Raw genomic sequence first — 20,661 nt, forward strand, 5'->3', positions numbered from 1 at the left:
CAGGAAGCGAGCACCGATGAGCCCCGCGGAGACGCAGAAGGCCTCCAACCTCAACCTGCCCAACGCGCTGACGGCTCTGCGCATCGTGCTCGTCCCCTTCTTCGTCTGGTTCCTCTGGGCCGGGGGCCCCCAGGGGCAGGACTCCGCCGGGATGCGCTGGGCGGCGTTCGCCGTCTTCGCGGTGGCGATGTACACGGACAAGCTCGACGGCGACATCGCCCGGGCGCGCGGGCTGATCACGAGCTTCGGCAAGATCGCCGACCCGATCGCCGACAAGCTGCTCACGGGCGCCGCCTTCGTGGTGCTGTCCCTGCTGGGCGAGCTGTGGTGGTGGGTCACCGTGGTGATCCTCGTGCGCGAGTGGGGGATCACCCTGATGCGCTTCGTGGTCATCAAGTACGGCGTCATGGCGGCCTCGAAGGGCGGCAAGCTCAAGACCGTGCTGCAGACCGCGGCGCTCCTGCTGCTGCTCCTGCCCCTCAGCCCCCTGGTGGGCGACTGGTGGCCGTGGCTGGGCTGGACCGCCATGGGCGCCGCCCTGGTGGTCACCGTCGTCACGGGCGCCGACTACGTCGTGAAGGCGGTCCAGCTGCGCCGCCGGGCCATCGCGGAGCGGGACGCGCGGTGACGGCGCCGGAGCCTCCGGGCGGGCCCGCCCCGGCGGCCCGGCTCGTGGCCGAGGCGGTCCGGCGGGGGCAGACGGTCGCCACCGCGGAGTCCCTGACGGGCGGGGCCCTGGCCGCCGCGATCGTCGACGTGCCGGGCGCCTCCGCCTGCTTCGAGGGGGCGGTCGTGTCCTACTCCAACCGGGTCAAGGCCGAGGTCCTGGGTGTGCCCGAAACGCTGCTGGCCGAACGGGGGTCGGTGGATCCCGACGTGGCGCTCGCCATGGCCGAGGGGGTCCGCCGCCGGCTGGGGACCGACTGGGGCGTCTCGACCACGGGCGTGGCCGGGCCCGAGCCCCACGACGGCAAGCCGGTGGGCACGGTCTACGTGGGCGTCGCCGGGCCGGGCGGGTCCACGGTGCACGGGCTCGACGCGCCGGGGGAGCGGGCCGCGGTCCGCGCGGCCACCGTGGTGGCCGCCCTGGCACGGCTCACCGAAGCGCTCGTGCTCCCAGACAACTCACAGCGAAAAAGTCCGCCCGGAGGGGAAGAATAGGACCATCAGGGTGGTTATCAAATATCGCAGGCTCGAGTTGAGCCGATCGGAGTCAAGGTGCTGACCGGCCACCGCCGGGGGTACGCTCCGCAGAGGGCGGCGAGGCAGCCGCACACATGAGGAGACTAGCGATTCACATGACGAAGCAACCCGTGTCCGTCAATGGCGTCGTCCGTTGGAAGGACGTGGGCGCGGGCGATGACGAGCGAACCGAGACGAAGGACATGAAGATGGGTGTACTCCGCCAGGAGATCGGCGAGGTTCTCCGCAACGTGCGCCAGCGGCAGGGCCGGACCCTGCGCGAGGTCTCCCACAGCGCCCGCGTCTCGCTGGGCTATCTGAGCGAGGTCGAGCGCGGCCAGAAGGAGGCCTCCTCCGAGCTGCTCGCGTCGATCTGCGCGGCCCTGGACATCCCGATGTCCCAGATGCTGCGGGAGGTCGCCGACCGGCTGGCCTACGCCGAGGGCCTCATGGTGCCGGACACGGTCCCCAGCGACCTGACCGAGCAGTTCTCGCGGGAGTTCGGCCGCGTCAACGGCGGGGAGACCGCCGGGGCCGGCGCCCGCTGATCCGCCGGGCGGCCCCGCCGCCCGGCCACGACATCCCGGAGGGCCCGGCGGTCGCGAGACCGCCGGGCCCTCCCGCGTGCGCCCGCCGCGCCGCGGGATGGGAGAATCGACCCGGACGACCACCCGGACGACCACCCGGACAAGGGACCCGGACGAGCACGGAGGAGGGCGCGGATGAGGCTGAGCAGCTTCTGGCAGCTGATGGCCGACGAGTTCGGCGCGGGGTACAGCAGGGTGCTGGCCCGCGACCTCGTGCTGGGCGAGCTGGGCCACCGCACCGCGGCCGAGGCCCTCGAGCAGGGCGTCGACCCGAAGGCCGTGTGGTTCGCGGTCTGCCGTGCCCAGGACGTGCCCCAGGCCCGGTGGTGGGGCGAGGACCGGCCCCCGCGGAGCTGATCGCCCGCCGCCGCGGGCGCGTCCGTGGACCCCGGACGGATTCGAAGGTATATTCGAAGCGACAGCACGGACTGCACAGCCCACCCGGTCCGGGAGCGGCGTCCAGCACCCGTCCCCAGGCCCGGCGCACGGCCTTACGGTGTCCGACCCCGTCGATACCGTAGAACACGACAGCACCAGCAAGAACGGTTCCGGCCCACCGGCGGAGCCCCGCGAACACGAGGTGAATCATGGCAGGCAAGGCCAGGACGCAGAGCCCCGACCGGCAGTTCGGCTCCGACCGCGAGAAGGCCCTCGACACGGTCCTCGCGCAGATCGACAAGAACTACGGCAAGGGCTCCGTCATGCGGCTGGGCGACCGCCCGGCGACGAAGATCGAGACCATCCCCACCGGCTCCATCGCCATGGACGTGGCGCTGGGCATCGGCGGGTTCCCCCGCGGACGCGTCGTGGAGATCTACGGCCCGGAGTCCTCCGGCAAGACCACGGTCGCCCTCCACGCGGTGGCCAACGTCCAGAAGGCCGGCGGCATCGCGGCCTTCATCGACGCCGAGCACGCGCTGGACCCCTCCTACGCCGAGAGGCTCGGCGTGGACACCGACAACCTGCTCGTGTCCCAGCCGGACACCGGTGAGCAGGCGCTCGAGATCATGGACATGCTGGTGGGCTCCGGCTCCATCGACATCATCGTCATCGACTCGGTCGCGGCCCTCGTGCCGAAGGCCGAGATCGAGGGCGAGATGGGCGACAGCCACGTGGGCCTGCAGGCCCGCCTGATGAGCCAGGCGCTGCGCAAGATCACGGGCCGGCTCTCGCACACCAACACCACCGCGATCTTCATCAACCAGCTCCGTGAGAAGATCGGCGTGTTCTTCGGCAGCCCGGAGACCACCACGGGCGGCAAGGCGCTGAAGTTCTACGCCTCGGTGCGCGTGGACGTGCGCCGCATCGAGACGCTCAAGGACGGCGCCAACCCGGTGGGCAACCGCACCCGGGCCAAGATCGTCAAGAACAAGATGGCCCCGCCCTTCAAGCAGGCCGAGTTCGACATCCTCTACGGGGAGGGCATCTCCACCGAGGGCGGGCTCATCGACATGGGCGTGGAGCAGGGCATCGTCAAGAAGTCCGGCGCCTGGTTCACCTACGAGGGGGACCAGCTGGGCCAGGGCAAGGAGAACTCCCGCCGGTTCCTCAAGGACAACCCGGAGCTCGCCGAGGAGATCGAGCGGCGGATCCTCATCAAGCTCGGGATCGTGGCCGACCCCGACCAGCCTGTGGAGGCCCCGGACTCCGCCGAGGCCCCGGAGGCCGGCGCCCAGGACGAGCCGGTCGCCGGGCTGCCCGCCGAGGTCGCCGGCCCCGCCTTCTGAGCCCCGTGACCGAGAGCCCCTACGCGCGACGACGCCGCCGGTCCTCCGCCCGCTCCCGCGGGCCGGAGGGCCCGGCGGCGTCGTCGCCCGCGGCGTCGGACCCGGAGCCCGATCCCCGGGAGGTCGCCCGCGCCATCGTGCTGCGCCAGCTCACCGCCTCGGCCAAGAGCCGCAAGCAGCTCGAGGACAAGCTGGCCGACCGCAACGTCCCCGAGGACGTGGCGCGCGAGGTGCTGGACCGCTTCGAGGAGGTCCGCCTCGTCGACGACGCCCAGTACGCCGAGCTCTACGTCCGCTCCCGTGCGAGCTCCCGCAAGCTCTCCCGCTCCGCCCTCCGCCGCGAGCTCGCCTCGCGCGGGGTCACCGGGGAGGTCGCCGAGGAGGCGCTCGAGCAGCGCACCGACGACGACGAGCGGGCCGACGCCGCCGAGCTGGTCCGCCGGAAGCTGCCCGCGGGCACCGACCTCTCCGACCGCACCGAGCGGGACCGGGCCGTGCGCCGGCTCGTGGGGATGCTCGGCCGGAAGGGCTACGCCCCCGGCCTGGCCTTCTCGATCGTCCAGGAGGAGCTGGCCGCCCGCGCGGACGGCGCCGAGCTCGACGGCGAGCTGGACGGGACGTACCCGGACCCCTCGTGAGCCGTCCCCGGGGCCGGCCGCGCCCGAGCCGGCCCGCCCTCCGGCCCGCGCGGTGGGCGGGCCGCCCAGCCCGTACAATTGACCGGTGATGTCGAGCCCCACAGCCCTGTCCCCGCAGCCCGCGCCGCGCTCCTACGAGGTGCGCACCTTCGGCTGCCAGATGAACGTCCACGACTCCGAGCGGATCACCGGCCTGCTCGAGGCCGCGGGCTACGTCCCCGCCGCCGGGGCGGAGCCCGACCTCGTGGTGTTCAACACGTGCGCGGTGCGCGAGAACGCGGACAACAAGCTCTACGGCAACCTCGGCCAGCTCGTGCCCGCCAAGAAGCGCAACAAGGACCTGCAGATCGCCGTGGGCGGGTGCCTGGCGCAGAAGGACCAGGACACGATCCTGCAGAAGGCGCCGTGGGTCGACGTCGTCTTCGGCACGCACAACATCGGGTCCCTGCCGACCCTCCTCGAGCGGGCCCGGCACAACGACGAGGCGCAGATCGAGATCCTCGAGTCCCTGGAGGTCTTCCCCTCCACGCTGCCCACCAAGCGGGACAGCGCCTACTCCGGCTGGGTCTCGATCTCCGTGGGGTGCAACAACACGTGCACGTTCTGCATCGTCCCGTCCCTGCGCGGGAAGGAGAAGGACCGCCGGCCCGGGGACGTGCTCGCCGAGGTGCGGGCGCTCGTGGAGCAGGGCGCCGTGGAGGTGACGCTGCTGGGGCAGAACGTGAACTCCTACGGCGTGGAGTTCGGCGACCGCGGCGCCTTCGCCAAGCTGCTGCGCGCGTGCGGCGGGATCGAGGGGCTGGAGCGCGTGCGCTTCACCAGCCCGCACCCGGCCGCGTTCACCGACGACGTCATCGACGCCATGGCCGAGACCCCCAACGTCATGCCCCAGCTGCACATGCCGCTGCAGTCCGGCTCCGACCGCGTGCTCAAGGAGATGCGCCGGTCGTACCGGTCCACGAAGTTCCTGGGCATCCTGGACAAGGTGCGCGCGCGGATCCCTGACGCGGCCATCACCACCGACATCATCGTCGGCTTCCCCGGCGAGACCGAGGAGGACTTCCAGGCCACCCTCGACGTCGTGGCGGCCTCCCGCTTCGCCTCCGCCTACACCTTCCAGTACTCGGTCCGTCCCGGCACCCCCGCCGGCGAGATGGCGGACCAGGTGCCCAAGGCCGTGGTGCAGGAGCGCTTCGAGCGGCTCGTGGCCCTGCAGGACCGGATCGCCGCGGAGGAGAACCGCGCGGTCGTGGGCCGGCAGGTCGAGCTGCTCGTCACCGCGGAGCAGGGCCGGAAGTCCGGGCAGACGCACCGGCTCTCGGGCCGCGCCCGGGACCAGCGGCTCGTCCACTTCGCCGTCCCCGAGGGCGCCGAGACGCCGCGGCCGGGCGACTTCGTGACCGTGACCGTCACCGGCGCCGCCGCGTACCACCTCGTGGCCGACCCCCGCGGCCCGCAGGACTACGCCGTCCGGCGCTCCCGCGCCGGCGACGCCTGGGACCGCCAGGAGGCGGCCTCCTGCGGCGTCCCGGCCGCGCCCGGGGCCGCCGGCTCCCGCCCGGTGGACCTGGGCATGCCGAGCCTGCCGGTCCGGTGACCCGGCCCGCGCGGGAGCTGCCCGTCGTCGCGGTCGTGGGCCCCACGGGCTCCGGCAAGTCCGACCTGGGGGTCGAGCTGGCCCTGCGGCTGGACGGCGAGGTCGTCAACGCCGACTCCATGCAGTTCTACCGCGGCATGGACATCGGCACGGCGAAGGTCACGGACGAGGAGCGGCGCGGCGTGCCGCACCACCTCCTCGACGTCCTGGACGTCGGGGAGGAGGCCTCGGTGGCGGACTTCCAGCGCGCCGCCCGCGCCTGCTTCGCCGAGATCCGCTCCCGCGGCCGGGTCCCAGTCCTGGTGGGCGGGTCGGGCCTGTACGTGCGCGCGGCCCTGGACGTCCTCGAACTGCCCGGCACGGATCCCGCGGTGCGCGCCCGGATCGAGCAGGAGCTGGCCGAGCAGGGCCCCGGGGCCCTGCGGGAGCGGCTGCGGCAGGTGGACCCGGACTCGGCAGCCCGCCTGCGGGACGACCGCCGCGTGGTGCGGGCCCTGGAGGTCTGGGAGCTCACGGGCCGCCCCTTCACCTCCTTCATGCCCCGCCGCGAGTACGTCGAGCCGGCCGTGCAGATCGGCCTGGACGGGGACCGCGCCGAGCTCCACGACCGGCTCGCCCGCCGCGTGGACGCCATGGTCCGGGCCGGCCTCGAGGACGAGGTCCGCGCGCTCGCCGGGCGCGGGCTGCGCGAGGGCCGCACGGCGCGCCGGGCGCTGGGCTACGGCCAGTTCCTGGACGTCGTGGACGGGCGGGCCACCGCGGCCGAGGCGGCCGAGGCCACCGTCGTGGCCACCCGGCAGTTCGCCCGCCGGCAGCTCACCTGGTTCCGCGCGGACCCGCGCGTGCACTGGCTGGACCGGGCCGACCCGGGGCTGGTCGACCGGGCCGTGGAGATCGTGGCGCAGGCCGCGGCCTGAGCCGGCGGCCCCGCGGCCGTCGTGCCGCGCCGCGTATCATGTCGGGGTGACCTCCACGCAGACCCGGACCACCCGCCCCGCCCACGCCCCGGAGGCCCTCAGCCCCTGGGGGGAGCTGCGGGGCCGTCCCTTCGCCAAGGGCCACGGCACCGGCAACGACTTCGTCCTGATCACGGACCCGCACGCGGAGCTGGCGCTCGACGCCGAGCTGGTCGCCCTCGTGTGCGACCGGCACCGCGGCATCGGCGGGGACGGCCTGATCCGGGCCGTGCGCTCCGAGTCCCTCCCGGAGGGCCCGGCCGTGCTGGAGACCGCCCCGGACGCCGAGTGGTTCATGGACTACCGCAACAACGACGGCTCGGTCGCGGAGATGTGCGGCAACGGCGTGCGCGTGTTCGTGCACCACCTCATCAGCGAGGGCCTCGTGGACGTCCCCGAGGGCGAGGTGCTGCGGATCGGCACCCGCGCGGGCGTGAAGACCGTGGGCCGCACCCCCTCCGGCTACGCCGTGGACATGGGGCCGTGGAGCTTCCTGGACGGCGAGGCCGCCCGCACGCGCGGCTCCGACGCCGTCGTGACCGCCCGGGGGCTGAAGGTGCCGCGCCCAGCGCTGTCCATCGGCATGGGCAACCCGCACACCGTCGTGGCCCTCGCCGAGGGGGAGAAGCTCGACCAGCTCGACCTCCACACCGCCCCGGGCGTGCGCCCCGTCCCCGAGGACGGGACCAACGTCGAGTTCGTGGTCCCCGCGGACGGCGACGACGACGGGGTCGGCCGCATCCGGATGCGGGTGCACGAGCGCGGGGTCGGCGAGACGCAGTCCTGCGGCACGGGCGCGTGCGCCGCGGCCGCCGCGACCCGCTTCTGGGGCGGGGTCACCGCCCCGGACCAGTGGCTCGTGCAGGTGCCCGGCGGTGTCGTCTCCGTGACGTTCGTCCCGGCCCCCGACGGCTCCGAGCACGTGGTGCTCGCGGGCCCGGCCGTGCTCGTGGCCCACGGCACGCTCGACTGAGACCGACCCCCGGGACGGGGGAGCCGCGGGCCGCTCAGGCCCGGCGCTCGACCCGCAGGACCCGGAAGCCCCGGTCGGTGCTGTGCCGCGAGACCGCACAGTCCCCGCCCAGGGCGGACGCGAGCCACTTCTGCAGCGAGTCGGCGCCCAGGTTCTTCTGCACCACGAGCCACGCGGTCCCGCCCGGGGCGAGCCGGGGCAGCCACAGCAGCAGCAGCTCGTGCAGCTGCTGCTTGCCGATCCGGATCGGCGGGTTGGACCAGATCGTGTCGAAGCGCCGCTCCGCGGGCACCTGCCCGGGCAGCAGCGCCACCACGTTGTCCAGGCCCAGGGCAGCGGCGTTGTCCCGGGTCAGGCGCAGGGAGCGCTCGTTGACGTCCACGGCGGTGACGCGCGAGCCGGGCGCCGCGGCGGCCATGCTCAGGGCGATCGGGCCCCAGCCGCAGCCGACGTCCAGCAGCTCCCCGCCCTGCGGATCGGGAACATTTTCCAGCAGCACGGACGTTCCCTTGTCGAGGCCTCGCGGGCTGAACACCCCGTTGGAGGTCTGCAGCACGACCTCCCGCCCGCGCAGGGCCACGGTCACGGGGCGCCGGAGCTCCGGCGTCGCGGGGTCCTCGGAGAAGTAGTGCTCGGTCCCCGGGTTCGGGGTCGCCGGGCCGACGACGGGATCGGGGGAGTCGGAACGCGGTGCCATAGCGCACCATGCTACCGACCGCGGCCGCCGCGCCCGCACCGCGCGGCCCCCGGCCGGACCCCGATGTCCGGAGCCGAGACTAGAATCCAGGCATCACCGAATCCTTCCGAAAGGAACCATGACCCATCCCCGTGAAACCCCTGCCGAGCCCCGCACCGCGAGCCCCGCGACGGAGCCCGAGAGCGGCCTGAGCCGGCAGGACCTGGAGGACGTCGTCGAGCGCGTCCTCTCCCGGGCGCGCGCCCGGCAGGAGGCCGGCGAGCCCGCCGGCGAGGCCGACGAGGACTCCGCCACCGGCCGGTTCACCGGCCGCGCCCGCGAGCTGGCCGAGGCCGGCGACGAGCACAGCGCCCACGACGGCGAGCAGCAGGACCTCGAGGAGCGGCGCGCCCTGCGCCGCGTGGCGGGGCTGTCCACCGAGCTCGAGGACGTCACCGAGCTCGAGTACCGGCAGCTGCGCCTGGAGCGCGTGGTGCTCGCCGGACTGTGGACCGGCGGCACGCTGGAGGAGGCCGAGAACTCCCTCCGGGAGCTCGCCGCGCTCGCCGAGACCGCCGGCTCCGAGGTCCTCGACGGCATCGTGCAGCGCCGGCTCAAGCCGGACCCCGCCACGTTCCTGGGCTCCGGCAAGGCCAAGGAGCTGCGGGACATCGTCGCGGCCACCGGCGCGGACACGGTCGTCGTGGACTCCGAGCTCGCCCCGTCGCAGCGCCGCGGGCTGGAGGACGTGGTGAAGGTCAAGGTCATCGACCGCACCGGCCTGATCCTGGACATCTTCGCCCAGCACGCGAAGTCCAAGGAGGGCAAGGCGCAGGTCGAGCTCGCCCAGCTGGAGTACATGCTCCCGCGCCTGCGCGGCTGGGGCGAGTCCCTGTCCCGCCAGGCCGGCGGCCGCGCCGCGGCCGGTGAGGGCATCGGCTCCCGCGGCCCCGGCGAGACCAAGATCGAGCTGGACCGCCGACGGATCCGCACCCGCATGGCCAAACTGCGCCGCGAGATCGCGGCCATGAAGCCCGCCCGGGAGACCAAGCGGCTCAACCGCCGGCGCAACTCGGTGCCCTCCGTGGCGATCGCGGGGTACACCAACGCGGGCAAGTCCTCGCTGCTCAACCGGCTCACGGACGCCGGCGTGCTCGTCGAGAACGCCCTGTTCGCGACCCTGGACCCCACGGTTCGCCGCGCCCAGACTCCGGACGGCATCGGCTACACGCTCTCGGACACGGTCGGCTTCGTCCGGTCGCTGCCCACGCAGCTCGTGGAGGCGTTCCGCTCCACCCTGGAGGAGGTCGCGGACTCGGACCTCATCCTGCACGTCGTGGACGCCTCCCACCCGGACCCGGAGGGCCAGATCCGCGCGGTCCGCCAGGTCTTCGCCGACATCGACGCGCAGAACATCCCCGAGATCATCGTGCTCAACAAGGTCGACGCTGCGGACCCCTTCGTCGTGGAGCGGCTCAAGCAGCGCGAGCGCAACGTCGTGGTGGTCTCCGCCCGCACCGGCGAGGGCATGGACGAGCTGCGGCAGCGGATCAGCGACTCCATCCCGCGCCCGGAGACGGTGCTGGACCTGCTGGTGCCCTACCAGCGGGGCGACGTCGTGAGCCGGCTGCACGACTGGGACGCCGAGATCCTGCGCACCGAGCACCTGCCCGAGGGCACCCACCTGCTCGTGAAGGTCCGCGAGGACCTGGCGGCGGAGCTCGCGGAGTTCGTCCCGCAGCAGGGTCCCGCCTTCGGCGCCGAGAGCGCCTGAGCGCGTGGCGGCCGCATTCGTGGACGAGTCCGGGCACGAGCTCTCGGACGTGCGCCCGGAAACCCTGCCCGGGGCCAAGGACGCCCTGGACCTGCTCGACACCGCGGTGGTCGCGATGGGCGGGCAGGTCCGGGACGGCCAGCGGCTGATGACCGCCAAGGTCGCCGAGGCCCTCGACCGGGGGCGGCACCTGCTGGTCCAGGCGGGCACCGGCACCGGCAAGTCCCTGGCCTACCTGGCCCCGCTGGTCGCCCACGCGCAGAGCGCGGACAAGCCGGTGGTCGTGGCCACGGCCACGCTCGCGCTGCAGTCGCAGATCGTGGGCCGTGACGTCCCCCGCCTCCTCACCGCGCTCGAGGGCAGCCTCGACCGCGAGCTCGACGTGGCCCTGCTCAAGGGCCGCAGCAACTACGCGTGCCTGCACAAGCTCGAGGGCGGCTACCCGTCCGACGACGACCCCGGCGCGCTCTTCGCGCTGCCCGACGCCGCCTCGCACCCGGCCTCGCCGGCGGAGGAGGACGCGAGCACCGGCCGGCTGGGCCAGGAGGTGCTGCGGCTGCGCGAGTGGGCCCGCACCACCGACACCGGCGACCGGGACGAGGTCGTGCCCGGGGTCACCGACAAGGCCTGGCGGCAGGTCTCGGTCACGGCCAAGGAGTGCCTGGGCCGCAACTGCCCTCTGTTCGAGGAGTGCTTCGCCGAGCTCGCCAAGCAGCGCGCCGGCGAGGCCGACATCGTCATCACCAACCACGCCCTGCTGGCGATCAACGCGTTCGAGGGCGTCACGGTGCTGCCCGAGCACGACGTCGTGGTCATCGACGAGGCCCACGAGCTCCAGGACCGCGTCACCGGCGCGGTCACCGGTCAGCTCTCGGCGTCCATGGTCCGCTCCGCGGCGGCGTCCCTGCGCAAGCACACCTCGGCCAGCGCCGACTCCCTCACGGCCGGCGCCGCCAACCTGGAGGCGGCCCTCATGGGCGTGCCGGCGGAGCTGATGCACCGCGGTCTCAGCGACGCCCAGGCGGGTGCGGTCGCCCAGATCCGCGACGCCGCCCGCACCGCCATGACCGAGACCAAGGGCGGGACCTCCGGGGAGAAGGACGGGGACTCCGGCCGGCAGCTGGCGCGCTCGCGGGTCAGCGACGTCCTGGAGCTCGCCGAGCGGATCCTCTCCGCCGACGACGGCCGCGAGGTGCTGTGGGTCTCCCGGCAGGGCGGCTGGGAGCCGGGCCGCGGGTACGTGCCCGCGGAGGACACGGACCCCGCGACCCTGCACGTGGCGCCCTTGTCGGTCGCCGGGACCCTGCGGGAGGGCCTGTTCGACGGCCGGACCGTGGTCCTGACCTCCGCGACGCTGTCGGTCGGGTCCTCCTTCGACTCCGCCGCCGGGGCCCTGGGGCTGCGGGGCGAGGGCGCCCCGCGCTGGGAGGGCGTCGACGTCGGCAGCCCGTTCGACTATCCCAGGCAGGGGATCCTGTACCTCGCCAAGCACCTCGAGAAGCCCGGCCGCCGGCTCACGGAGGCGCAGCTCGACGAGATGCTCGCCCTGGTGGAGGCCTCCGGCGGCGGGGCCCTCGGCCTGTTCTCCTCCCGCCGCGCCGCGGAGGAGGCCGCCGAGGCGCTGCGCAAGCGCACGGACCTGCCGATCCTGTGCCAGGGGGACTCGTCGCTGGCGGGCCTGGTGCAGGAGTTCGCCGAGGACCCCGCCACGAGCCTCTTCGGGACGATGAGCCTGTGGCAGGGCGTCGACGTGCCGGGCGCCTCGTGCCGGCTCGTGATGATCGACCGCATCCCCTTCCCCCGCCCTGACGACCCCCTGTCCACGGCCCGCAGCAGGGCCACGGAGCGCGCCGGGGGCAACGGGTTCATGTCGGTCTCGGCGACGCACGCGGCCGTGCGGCTCGCGCAGGGCGCCGGCCGGCTCATCCGCGCGGGCGGTGACCGGGGCGTCGTCGCGATCCTGGACTCGCGGATCGCGACGGCCCGCTACGGCGGGTTCCTGCGCGCCTCCCTGCCGCCGCTGTGGACGACCACGGACCGCTCCGTGGTCCTCGGCGCGCTGCAGCGCCTCTCGAAGGACTGAGACGACGCCGGGCTGAGACGCGCGGCTGGGACGACGCCGGGCCCCCCGCCTGCGGCGGAGGGCCCGGCGTCCCGCCGCGCGGGGCAGCGGCTCAGAGGCTGCGGAGCACGGAGACGACCTTGCCCATCACGGTGGCGTGGTCGCCCAGGATCGGTTCGTAGCGCGTGTTCTGCGGCAGCAGCCACGTGTGCCCGTCGCGCTGCCGGAAGGTCTTGACGGTCGCCTCGTCGTCGAGCAGGGCCGCCACGATGTCGCCGTTGTCGGCGGAGCTCTGCCGGCGGACCACCACCCAGTCGCCGTCGCAGATCGCGGCGTCGATCATCGAGTCGCCCTTGACTCGGAGCATGAACAGCTCGCCGTGGCCCACGAGCTGCCGCGGCAGGGCCAGCACGTCCTCGACGGACTGCTCGGCCGTGATGGGCCCGCCCGCGGCGATGTGGCCGACCAGCGGGACCATCGTCACGTCCGCCGAGGTCGACAGCTCCGCCACGGAGTCCGTGGCCGCGGTGCGCGCCCGGCCCGGGGCGGAGGGCTCCGGGGCGCCGTCCCCGGAGCCCTCGGGCCCGGGGACGGCGCGCAGCTGCAGCGGGGTCAGGACCTCCATGGCGCGCGGCCGCTTGGGGTCCCGGCGCAGGTAGCCGAGCTTCTCGAGCTGGGAGAGCTGGTGGGTGACGCTGGAGAGGGACGCCAGGCCCACGAGGTCCCCGATCTCGCGCATCGACGGCGGATAGCCGCGATCGGCGATGGAACGCTGGATGGCCTCGAGGATCGTCCGCTGGCGCGGGCTGAGCCCGCGGGCGCTCCGGCGCGCGGCGGACCGCGCGGGCCGGGCCCGGGAGTCCTCGGGGGTGGGGGGCTGAGCCATTCCTCGTCGTCCTTTCCCGTCCGGTGGTGCCGGTCCCGGAGCGCCCCGTCCGCTTCCGATGTCGGACCCGGGTGTTTCGATGGTCCCCGGTCGGCAGGCGCCGGGGATCGTGGGGCGCGCCGGACCGAGGCCCGGACATGCCCCCAGCCTAGGGGAGTGCGGGTGTGTGTTCAAACATATGTACGAGCAGGTGTCGACATCGTTCGTAGACGCGTGCTAGACATGGGTCGTCGGTGTTCGAAAGTATGTTCGATCGAATGGAGGCGGGAGACCCCTCTCGACCGGACCGGTGTTCGAGATCGCCCGCCCCGTGCGGGAACGTCAAGGAGTTCATGCCATGAGTGCCAGTGCCACCGCCAGCGCCACGCCCCGTGCCGTCGCCGGCGCCGGGTCCGTCCTGTCCCGCCCGCTGCGCGCCCCGCGCGCCCTCGGCCGGGCCGCGCGCCACGTCCGCTCCGCCGCTCCCGCCGCCCGCGCCCCGCTGACCCTCACCCGCCGCGGACGCCTCCTCTTCCACGGCCTGCCCGTGCTGACCGGCGCCGCCGCACTCGTCGTCCTCGCCGTGATCTTCCTCGTCCCCTCGACCGCCACGGCGACCAGCGCGCCGGTCACCGGCGCGGACACCGAGCGCACCACGGTCCACCCCGGCGAGAGCCTGTGGGACCTGGCCGTGGCCGCGGACCCCGAGCGGGACCCCCGCGACGTCATGGACGAGATCGTCGAGCTCAACGACCTCGCCACGTCCGTGCTCGTCGCCGGGCAGGTCCTCGAGGTCCCGGCCGCCTGAGCGGAGGGGCTGCGCGGGCGCACTAAACTGTCCGGGTGACGCAGAACCTGGACCGACTCAACGCCCTCCCGCTCCGCGACAACCTGCGCGGCAAGTCCCCGTACGGGGCTCCGCAGCTCGACGTCGCCGTGGCGCTCAACACGAACGAGAACACGCATCCGGTGCCGGCGGACGTGCACGCCGCGATCGTGCAGGAGGTCACCGAGGCGGCCTGGACGCTCAACCGCTACCCGGACCGGGAGTTCACCGCCCTGCGCGAGGAGCTCGCCCGCTACCTCGGCCACGGCCTGGGCTCCGAGCACCTGTGGGCGGCCAACGGCTCCAACGAGATCCTCCAGCAGCTCCTGCAGGCCTTCGGCGGGCCGGGCCGGAGCCTGCTGACCTTCGTCCCCACCTACTCCATGTACCCCCTGCTGGCCTCCGGCACGGACACAGCGTTCATCCCGGGGGAGCGCGCCGCCGACTTCGGGCTCACCCCCGAGTCCGCCGCCGAGCAGGTCCGCCGCCACGGCCCGGACGTCGTGTTCCTGTGCTCGCCCAACAACCCCACGGGCACCGCCCTGGGCCAGGACGTCGTCACCGCGGTCTACGAGGCGGGGGAGGAGTTCAGCACGGTCGTCGTGGTGGACGAGGCCTACGCCGAGTTCTCCCACGGCGGCACCCCCTCGGCGCTGAGCCTGCTCGAGGGCCGGCCCCGCCTGGTGGTCTCCCGCACCATGAGCAAGGCGTTCGCGCTGGCCGGGGCCCGGCTGGGCTACTTCGCGGCCGCCCCGGAGGTCGCCGACGCCGTCCGCCTGGTCCGGCTGCCGTACCACCTCTCCGCGGTCACCCAGGCCACGGCCCTGGCCGCGCTGCGCCACTCGGCGTCCCTGCTGGCCAACGTCGAGGACATCAAGATGCAGCGGGACCGGATCGTCGACGAGCTCAAGCGCATGGGGCTGGAGCCCTCCGAGTCGGACTCCAACTTCGTGTTCTTCGGCGGCATGGGCGACTCCCGGGCCGTGTGGGAGGCGCTGCTCGCGGACGGGGTGCTCGTGCGCGACGTCGGGATCCCCGGCCACCTGCGGGTCACCGCCGGCACCGAGGAGGAGACCTCGGCGTTCCTGGAGTCCATGGAGCGCATCGCCTCCGCCCGCTGAGCCCCGCCGTGCCCGGGGTCCGCGGACCCCGATAGCATGGAGGCAGACCACCACCCGGGGCCGCCGCGCCGCCCGCGAGAGCGGCCCTGGTCCGACCACCCCGCGGCCCGCCCACGGCCGGGCCGCGCCCGCGAGGAGTCCCACCCCGTCATGAGCACCCAGACCCCCGACCGCGCCCCGCGCCGCGCCGCCCTGGAGCGGCGCACCAGCGAGTCCTCCGTCTCCGTCGAGATCGACCTGGACGGCACCGGCCACCACGACATCGACACCTCGGTGCCGTTCTACGACCACATGCTCACCGCCCTGTCCAAGCACTCCCTCATCGACATGCGGATCAAGGCGACGGGCGACACCCACATCGACGTCCACCACACCGTCGAGGACACCGCGATCGTCCTGGGCGACGCGCTGCGCCAGGCGCTGGGGGACAAGGCCGGGATCCGCCGCTTCGGCGAGGCCACGGTCCCGCTGGACGAGGCGCTGGCCAACGCCGTGGTCGACATCTCCGGGCGGCCTTACGTGGTCCACTCCGGGGAGCCCGAGGGGCAGCAGTACCACCTGATCGGCGGGCACTTCACCGGCTCCATGGTCCAGCACGTCTTCGAGTCCCTGGCCTACCACGCCGGGATCTGCCTGCACATCACCCTGCTGGCCGGGCGCGACCCCCACCACATCGCCGAGGCCCAGTTCAAGGCCCTGGCCCGTGCGCTGCGCCAGGCCGTCGAGCCCGACCCCCGGGTGAGCGGCATCCCGTCGACGAAGGGCGCCCTGTGAGCACCGACACCCCCGCCACCGAGCCCCGGGCCGGCGCCGAGCGCCGGCCCACCGTCACCGTCCTCGACTACGGCGCCGGCAACGTCCGCTCGGCCGTGCGCGCCCTCGAGGCCGCCGGCGCGGACGTGGTCCTCAGCGCCGACCCCGAGGCCGTCCTCGACGCCGACGGACTGGTCGTCCCCGGCGTCGGCGCGTTCGCCGCCGTCATGGACGGGCTGCGCTCCGTCGACGGCCTGCGGCTGATCGGCCGCCGGCTCGCCGGCGGGCGCCCCGTCCTCGGCATCTGCGTGGGCCTGCAGGTCCTGTTCGAGTCCGGCGTGGAGCACGGCCGGCAGACCGAGGGCATGGGCGAGTGGCCCGGCGTCGTCGAGCGCCTCAAGGCGGACGTCGTCCCGCACATGGGCTGGAACACGGTCGAGCCGCCCGAGGGCAGCGTCCTGTTCCGGGGCATCGAGAACGAGCGGTTCTACTTCGTGCACTCCTACGGCGTGCAGGAGTGGGACTTCCCCCAGTCCATCCAGAAGATGAAACCCCCCCAGGTGACCTGGTCCGACCACGGGGGGAGGTTCATCGCCGCCGTGGAGAACGGCGCGCTGTGCGCCACCCAGTTCCACCCGGAGAAGTCCTCCGACGCCGGCATCCAGCTGCTGCGCAACTGGCTCGGCACCCTCCCGCGCACGGGCCGCCTCGACCACCTCAAGGCCGGCGACCCCCTGGGCGGGGACGTCCTGGCCGGGCGGCCCACGCTGGAGGACCAGGAGGACGCCGCGTGAGTGCGGCCGTCGTCGTGATGGTGCTCGGGGCGTTCGTCGCCGGCGGGGCCATCTCCTTCCAGCAGCAGAAGAAGCCCGTCTGGTCGGTCGTCCTGCTGGCCGCCATCGCCGCAGCCCTCGTCGGCTACGGCTGGTACGCCTGGTTCCAGGGCCGCTGAGCCCCGCCCGACCCCCAACGCACGCCCACCCGCACCCGAGCACCGAGAGAAGAGAACCCATGCCCCTGAGCGAGACCCCCCGCCTGCAGCTGCTGCCCGCCGTCGACGTCGCCGGAGGCCAGGCCGTGCGCCTGGTCCAGGGCGAGGCCGGCTCCGAGACGGGCTACGGCGACCCGCTGGAGGCCGCGCTGGCGTGGCAGGAGGCCGGCGCCGAGTGGCTGCACCTCGTGGACCTCGACGCCGCCTTCGGCCGCGGCGACAACATCGACGTGCTCCGCCGGGTCGCCGCCGAGCTGGAGCTGAAGATCGAGATGTCCGGCGGCATCCGCGACGACGCGTCGCTCGAGCGAGCCCTGTCCCTGGAGCCCGCCCGGATCAACCTCGGCACCGCCGCCCTGGAGAACCCGGAGTGGACGCACAAGGTCATCGCCGAGCACGGCGACGTCATCGCCGTGGGCCTCGACGTGCGCAACAGCACGCTGGCCGCCCGCGGCTGGACCGAGGATGGCGGCGACCTCTGGGAGGTGCTCGCCCGCCTCGAGGCCGACGGCTGCTCCCGCTACGTCGTCACCGACGTCACCAAGGACGGCACCCTCAAGGGCCCGAACCTCGAGCTGCTCACGGAGGTCGCCACCCGCACCGACAAGCCGGTCGTCGCCTCGGGCGGGATCTCCTCCCTCGACGACCTCGCGGCGCTGCGAACGCTGGTCCCCTCGGGCGTGGAGGGCGCGATCGTCGGCAAGGCCCTCTACGCGGGCCGGTTCACGCTCCAGGAGGCGCTCGACGTCGCCGGCCGCCCGGACGGCCTGTGACGGAGCGGAAGCTCCCGGCGCACATCGCGGCGCAGCTCGCGGGCGCGGGCGGCACCGAGGACACCGGCGGGCAGGCCTGGGCGGGGCGCAACCTCGGGGAGGGCACCAGCCACACCCACCTCTTCCCCGGCGACGACGGCGCCGCCGCTCCCGGCGTGCTGCGGGCGCTCGCGGAGCTGCGGGCGGGGGAGGGGGACGAGGCCGCCGTGGTCGCGGCCCTCGCCGGCACCCGGGTCTTCGTCCCGGTCGTGGCCGAGGTCTCGGCCTCCACGATCACCGACGCCGGGCTCGTGGCGGACAAGGAGGCCGACATGGCCCTTGTGTCCCTGCGCTCGGCCGACGGCCGCCAGGTGCTCCCCGTCTTCACCTCGACCGCGGCGCTGAGCGCGTGGCACGCCACGGCCCGGCCCGTGGCCACCGACGTCCGCCGCGCGGCCGTGGCGGCGGTCAAGGACGGCACGCAGCTGCTCGTGCTGGACCCCGGCTCGGCGCTGCCCTTCGTGGTGCGCCGGCCCGCCCTGTGGGCCCTGGCCCAGAGCAGGTCCTGGCTCCCCTCCTACCGCATGCCCGAGGTGGCCGAGGCCGTGGCCCGCTCCGCGGCGGGCCTGCCCGGGGTCGCCGCGGCCCGCACGGCCCCCGGCGAGGGGGTGGCCTCCCGGGCGGCCGACGGGACGGTGGTGCCCGGCGGCGGGACCGGACCCGAGCTCGCGGTCGTCCTGGAGCTGGTGCCCGGCCTGGACCGGGCCCGGCTCGACGACGTGGTCGCCCGCTTCCAGGCCCGGCTGAGCATCGAGCCCGCCCTCGCGGAGGCCGTGGACTCCATGCAGCTCCGTCTCACGACGGCGGGCTGACCCGGACGCACCGGATCAGCCCGCAGAAGGTCGGGGACGGGCAGGGGGACGGTTCAGTTCACGGGACCGGTGAACTTCTCGCCGGGGCCCTGGCCCGGGGCGTCCGGGAACGGGGACGCCTCGCGGAACGCGAGCTGGAGCGTGCGGAGGCCGTCGCGCAGGGGGGCGGCGTGCTGGGAGCCGATCTCCGGGGCCGCGGCGGTGACGAAGCCGGCCAGCGCGGTGATGAGCTTGCGGGCCTCGTCGAGGTCCTTGAGCTCATCGGCGTCCTCGCCGGCGGCCAGGCCGCACTTGACGGCGGCGGCGCTCATGAGGTGCACGGCGGCGGTCGTGATGACCTCGATGGCCGGGACCTCCGCGATGTCGCGCATCTGCTCGTTGACGGACTCGACCGTCTCCTGGGGGATCTCCTGGCCGGACGGGGCGGCGTCGTCGTCGAAGCGGTAGGTGTTCTCGGAAGTCATGGTCCAACTCTGCCACACGGCCGGCACGCGCCCGCGCCTACACTGCGGGCAGGAGCCGGGGGCGCCGCCCGGCCGCGAGGAGGGCGGGACGCCGTGTGGATCGGGTGGATCGAGTTCGACGTGCTCCTCGGGGACGTGCACTCGCTGAAGGCCAAGCGCTCCGTGGTCCGGCCGCTCGTGGCGGAGCTGGGCCGCCGCTTCCCGGTGAGCGTCGCGGAGACGGGCCACCAGGAGCTGCACCGCCGGGCCCTCGTGGGGGCCTCGGCGGTGGCCGGGGACGCGGCCCACCTCGTCGCCGTGCTGGACCAGATCGAGCGCTTCGTGGCGGGGCGGCCGGAGATCGAGCTGCTCTCCGCCCGCCGGGGACTGCACAGCACCGAGGACGAGTGACACGCGGGCCGTGCGTTCGTTTCGGCAACGCGCGGCCGATGGGCTAGACTGTGTGGCAGTGTGCAAGTGGAGGAGACTCCCACCCGCGCCGGCCCCTGTCGTCGATCCCCGTGGACGACGACCTCGAGCCGCCGGGTCCGCGACGATCATCGTCCGCACGACGCCCGGCCGGGTCCGCCTGCCGGCGTCACGCATCGCGGCTCCCTCCGGGGCGCCGTGCCGATGAGCCTCCGCTTGCCGACCGCAGCGGGGGCTTTTGTCGTTGCGGACCGCAACCGAACCATGACGCTTCCCGGTAGTCGCCGGGGAGCACGCGAAAGAGCAGGAGCACGGCATCAGCGATCCACGCATCAATGACAGAATCCGCGTCCCGGAAGTCCGCCTCGTCGGACCCGCAGGCGAGCAGGTCGGCATCGTCCGCGTCGAGGACGCGCTGAGGCTGGCCCGCGAATCGGATCTTGATCTGGTCGAGGTGGCACCCAACGCCAAGCCGCCGGTGGCCAAGCTCATGGACTTCGGCAAGTACAAGTACGAGGCCGCGGTCAAGGCCCGTGAGGCCCGCAAGAACCAGACGAACACGGTCCTCAAGGAGGTCCGGTTCCGGCTGAAGATCGACACGCACGACTACGAGACCAAGGTCGGCCACGCCAAGCGGTTCCTCGCCGCCGGCGACAAGGTCAAGGCCATGATCCAGTTCCGCGGCCGTGAGCAGCAGCGCCCGGAGATGGGCGTGCGCCTGCTCGAGCGCTTCGCGAACGACGTCGCCGAGGTCGGGTCCGTGGAGTCGAGCCCGCGGGTGGACGGTCGCAACATGGTCATGGTGGTCGGGCCGCTGAAGAACAAGGCCGAGGCCAAGGCCGAGGCGCGCCGCCAGAAGCAGCGCGAGGAGGCCAAGGCCGACAACGAGCGCAAGGCGACCGAGAAGATCGACACCTCCTCCGCCGCGCCCGTGACGCAGACCATCGGGGACGCGTTCCCCGCCGAGCTGCTCGAGCGGGCCGTCCAGGCCGAGGAGACCGTCGAGGCTCCCCGGACCGAGGAGACGGCCCCGGTCGTCGAGGCCCCCGAGGTCGAGCAGCCGGCCGAGACGCCCGTGGAGGCCCCGAAGGTGGAGACGCCGGTGGAGGCCCCCAAGGCCGAGGAGCCTGCGGAGGCCCCGAAGGCGGAGGAGCCCGCGGAGGCCCCGAAGGCCCAGGAGCCTGCGGAGGCCCCGAAGGTCGAGGAGCCCGTGGCGGCGCCGAAGGCCCAGGAGCCTGCGGAGGCCCCGAAGGTCGAGGAGCCCGTGGCGGCGCCGAAGGTCGAGAAGCCTGCGGCGAAGCCGGCCGCGGCCCCCAAGCCCGCGGCGAAGCCCGTGCCGACCCCGGCCCAGTCCGCGAAGCCCGCCCCGAAGGCACCTCGTCCCGGCCCTCGGCCGGGCCCGAAGGCCTGATCCCGCCCCCGGGCGGGCAGCAGAAC

The 20,661-nt window shown here is 74.0% G+C and carries 23 protein-coding genes; 20 read left to right on the top strand and 3 right to left on the bottom strand.

The features are described from left to right. Nucleotides 1-16: 16 nt before the first annotated feature. The 9 genes from pgsA to dapF all read left to right on the top strand — a co-directional run bounded on the left by pgsA (nucleotide 17) and on the right by dapF (nucleotide 7,660). Nucleotides 17-628 carry a CDP-diacylglycerol--glycerol-3-phosphate 3-phosphatidyltransferase gene (gene pgsA, locus IEW07_RS01895; RefSeq protein ID WP_188534117.1) on the top strand — a complete coding sequence of 204 codons (612 nt, stop codon included), beginning with the start codon at nucleotides 17-19 and terminating at the stop codon, nucleotides 626-628. Beyond that, nucleotides 625-1,161: a CinA family protein gene (locus IEW07_RS01900; protein ID WP_188534118.1), complete on the top strand. Its 537-nt coding sequence runs from the start codon at nucleotides 625-627 to the stop codon at nucleotides 1,159-1,161. The genes pgsA and IEW07_RS01900 overlap by 4 nt, the downstream gene beginning before the upstream one ends. 137 nt (nucleotides 1,162-1,298) lie before the next feature. Then, nucleotides 1,299-1,730 (top strand): helix-turn-helix domain-containing protein, encoded by a 432-nt coding sequence (locus tag IEW07_RS01905; protein ID WP_188534119.1) that lies wholly within the window; start codon nucleotides 1,299-1,301, stop codon nucleotides 1,728-1,730. A gap of 174 nt (nucleotides 1,731-1,904) precedes the next feature. Then, on the top strand, nucleotides 1,905-2,126 hold the full coding sequence (locus IEW07_RS01910) for a DUF3046 domain-containing protein (protein ID WP_188534120.1): 222 nt from the start codon (nucleotides 1,905-1,907) through the stop codon (nucleotides 2,124-2,126). A 230-nt stretch (nucleotides 2,127-2,356) separates the two neighbouring features. Beyond that, nucleotides 2,357-3,496: a recombinase RecA gene (recA, locus tag IEW07_RS01915; RefSeq protein ID WP_188534121.1), complete on the top strand. Its 1,140-nt coding sequence runs from the start codon at nucleotides 2,357-2,359 to the stop codon at nucleotides 3,494-3,496. A 5-nt stretch (nucleotides 3,497-3,501) separates the two neighbouring features. After that, the gene (locus IEW07_RS01920; RefSeq protein ID WP_188534122.1) at nucleotides 3,502-4,134 is read left to right on the top strand and encodes a regulatory protein RecX; all 633 of its coding nucleotides are present in this window, start codon (nucleotides 3,502-3,504) and stop codon (nucleotides 4,132-4,134) included. Nucleotides 4,135-4,222: 88 nt separating this feature from the next. Continuing rightward, complete coding sequence (miaB, locus tag IEW07_RS01925) at nucleotides 4,223-5,731, top strand: tRNA (N6-isopentenyl adenosine(37)-C2)-methylthiotransferase MiaB (RefSeq protein ID WP_188534123.1); 1,509 nt, start codon at nucleotides 4,223-4,225, stop codon at nucleotides 5,729-5,731. After that, the gene (gene miaA / locus IEW07_RS01930; protein ID WP_188534124.1) at nucleotides 5,728-6,648 is read left to right on the top strand and encodes a tRNA (adenosine(37)-N6)-dimethylallyltransferase MiaA; all 921 of its coding nucleotides are present in this window, start codon (nucleotides 5,728-5,730) and stop codon (nucleotides 6,646-6,648) included. Before miaB ends, miaA begins: the two co-directional genes overlap by 4 nt. Before the next feature lie 46 nt (nucleotides 6,649-6,694). Continuing rightward, nucleotides 6,695-7,660 (top strand): diaminopimelate epimerase, encoded by a 966-nt coding sequence (gene dapF, locus IEW07_RS01935; RefSeq protein WP_371870200.1) that lies wholly within the window; start codon nucleotides 6,695-6,697, stop codon nucleotides 7,658-7,660. Between the two features lie 34 nt (nucleotides 7,661-7,694). Here dapF and IEW07_RS01940 read toward each other — a convergent pair whose 3' ends face one another. Next, nucleotides 7,695-8,357, bottom strand: coding sequence for a class I SAM-dependent methyltransferase (locus tag IEW07_RS01940; RefSeq protein ID WP_188534125.1), 663 nt, complete (start codon nucleotides 8,355-8,357; stop codon nucleotides 7,695-7,697). A gap of 118 nt (nucleotides 8,358-8,475) precedes the next feature. On the opposite strand from IEW07_RS01940, the gene hflX reads away from it, so the two are divergent. Further along, nucleotides 8,476-10,110 carry a GTPase HflX gene (hflX, locus tag IEW07_RS01945; protein WP_188534126.1) on the top strand — a complete coding sequence of 545 codons (1,635 nt, stop codon included), beginning with the start codon at nucleotides 8,476-8,478 and terminating at the stop codon, nucleotides 10,108-10,110. Between the two features lie 4 nt (nucleotides 10,111-10,114). Beyond that, nucleotides 10,115-12,193 (top strand): ATP-dependent DNA helicase, encoded by a 2,079-nt coding sequence (locus tag IEW07_RS01950; RefSeq protein WP_308738204.1) that lies wholly within the window; start codon nucleotides 10,115-10,117, stop codon nucleotides 12,191-12,193. 91 nt (nucleotides 12,194-12,284) lie between these two features. On the opposite strand, the gene lexA is transcribed toward IEW07_RS01950, so the two are convergent. Continuing rightward, nucleotides 12,285-13,058, bottom strand: a complete 774-nt coding sequence (lexA, locus tag IEW07_RS01955) for a transcriptional repressor LexA (RefSeq protein ID WP_188534127.1) — start codon at nucleotides 13,056-13,058, stop codon at nucleotides 12,285-12,287. 337 nt (nucleotides 13,059-13,395) lie between these two features. On the opposite strand from lexA, the gene IEW07_RS01960 reads away from it, so the two are divergent. The 7 genes from IEW07_RS01960 to IEW07_RS01990 all read left to right on the top strand — a co-directional run bounded on the left by IEW07_RS01960 (nucleotide 13,396) and on the right by IEW07_RS01990 (nucleotide 18,352). After that, the gene (locus IEW07_RS01960; RefSeq protein WP_188534128.1) at nucleotides 13,396-13,845 is read left to right on the top strand and encodes a LysM peptidoglycan-binding domain-containing protein; all 450 of its coding nucleotides are present in this window, start codon (nucleotides 13,396-13,398) and stop codon (nucleotides 13,843-13,845) included. A 35-nt stretch (nucleotides 13,846-13,880) separates the two neighbouring features. Then, nucleotides 13,881-14,984 (top strand): histidinol-phosphate transaminase, encoded by a 1,104-nt coding sequence (locus tag IEW07_RS01965; RefSeq protein WP_188534129.1) that lies wholly within the window; start codon nucleotides 13,881-13,883, stop codon nucleotides 14,982-14,984. A 150-nt stretch (nucleotides 14,985-15,134) separates the two neighbouring features. After that, nucleotides 15,135-15,758, top strand: a complete 624-nt coding sequence (hisB, locus tag IEW07_RS01970) for an imidazoleglycerol-phosphate dehydratase HisB (RefSeq protein ID WP_188534130.1) — start codon at nucleotides 15,135-15,137, stop codon at nucleotides 15,756-15,758. Next, nucleotides 15,755-16,531, top strand: coding sequence for an imidazole glycerol phosphate synthase subunit HisH (gene hisH / locus IEW07_RS01975; protein WP_188534131.1), 777 nt, complete (start codon nucleotides 15,755-15,757; stop codon nucleotides 16,529-16,531). The genes hisB and hisH overlap by 4 nt, the downstream gene beginning before the upstream one ends. Further along, nucleotides 16,528-16,689 (top strand): CG2302 family histidine operon protein, encoded by a 162-nt coding sequence (locus tag IEW07_RS01980; protein ID WP_188534132.1) that lies wholly within the window; start codon nucleotides 16,528-16,530, stop codon nucleotides 16,687-16,689. The genes hisH and IEW07_RS01980 overlap by 4 nt, the downstream gene beginning before the upstream one ends. Before the next feature lie 59 nt (nucleotides 16,690-16,748). Then, nucleotides 16,749-17,501: a bifunctional 1-(5-phosphoribosyl)-5-((5-phosphoribosylamino)methylideneamino)imidazole-4-carboxamide isomerase/phosphoribosylanthranilate isomerase PriA gene (gene priA / locus IEW07_RS01985; protein WP_188534133.1), complete on the top strand. Its 753-nt coding sequence runs from the start codon at nucleotides 16,749-16,751 to the stop codon at nucleotides 17,499-17,501. Beyond that, a complete protein-coding gene (locus IEW07_RS01990; RefSeq protein WP_188534134.1) occupies nucleotides 17,498-18,352 on the top strand; it encodes an SseB family protein in 855 nt (284 codons plus the stop codon). The genes priA and IEW07_RS01990 overlap by 4 nt, the downstream gene beginning before the upstream one ends. Nucleotides 18,353-18,405: 53 nt before the next feature. Here the strand turns inward: IEW07_RS01990 and IEW07_RS01995 are convergent, their stop codons facing one another. After that, the gene (locus IEW07_RS01995) at nucleotides 18,406-18,816 is read right to left on the bottom strand and encodes a DUF1844 domain-containing protein (protein ID WP_188534135.1); all 411 of its coding nucleotides are present in this window, start codon (nucleotides 18,814-18,816) and stop codon (nucleotides 18,406-18,408) included. Nucleotides 18,817-18,909: 93 nt separating this feature from the next. Here IEW07_RS01995 and IEW07_RS02000 point away from each other — a divergent pair, with 93 nt between their 5' ends. Further along, complete coding sequence (locus tag IEW07_RS02000; protein WP_188534136.1) at nucleotides 18,910-19,206, top strand: DUF503 domain-containing protein; 297 nt, start codon at nucleotides 18,910-18,912, stop codon at nucleotides 19,204-19,206. Nucleotides 19,207-19,567: 361 nt separating this feature from the next. Further along, complete coding sequence (gene infC / locus IEW07_RS02005; protein WP_229741505.1) at nucleotides 19,568-20,635, top strand: translation initiation factor IF-3; 1,068 nt, start codon at nucleotides 19,568-19,570, stop codon at nucleotides 20,633-20,635. Nucleotides 20,636-20,661: the final 26 nt, after the last annotated feature.

This window comes from Kocuria dechangensis (assembly GCF_014636775.1).
Lineage (GTDB): Bacteria > Actinomycetota > Actinomycetes > Actinomycetales > Micrococcaceae > Kocuria > Kocuria dechangensis.